The organism is Desulfovibrio sp. OH1186_COT-070 (assembly GCF_003860215.1).
Lineage (GTDB): Bacteria > Desulfobacterota > Desulfovibrionia > Desulfovibrionales > Desulfovibrionaceae > Desulfovibrio.
This window is the reverse complement of sequence record NZ_RQYH01000183.1, coordinates 1-417: the sequence shown is the minus strand read 5'-3', so window position 1 is coordinate 417 and position 417 is coordinate 1. Positions and strand designations below refer to the sequence as shown.

The 417-nt window shown below is 34.3% G+C and carries 1 protein-coding gene; it reads right to left on the bottom strand.

The genetic code is table 11. The features are described 5' to 3' along the window. Window positions 1-317 (bottom strand): hypothetical protein (locus EII23_RS12455; RefSeq protein ID WP_221620427.1); only part of this gene is annotated, 317 nt, incomplete at its 3' end. Window positions 318-417 lie beyond the last annotated feature (100 nt).

Genomic DNA, 417 nt, shown 5'->3' with positions numbered 1-417 from the left:
TTCAAAGCCTGTAAAGCTAAGAAATCGCGATAATCTTCTTCTCTCATTACGAATTTCTCTTTAATAGCAGGTATTTCTCCTTGATATTTTTCAAGTCCCGCACGACTTCTTAAAGGTGCCGAACTTGAACGATTTACAACCGAAGCAGCTGCTTCTATTCTACTTGCACCAATAGCTGATGTAAAAGTCAGCGTTTGTTGAGCAGGTGCAAAATCAAAAAATCTTTGATAAAAAGTAGGTGCAAATCTGTCATTTGTGGCATCTATTATAGCCTGCATATTTTCTGAATATGCGCCAAAAACTGATTTTATCTTCATTTTTGTTTTGTTTTTTAGTTAATACTTGATTATTAGTAACTTTCAGAGAAAATAATAGTTGGCATTTTCTCTCTTAGTTCTTGCGAAATTGGAGGTATTC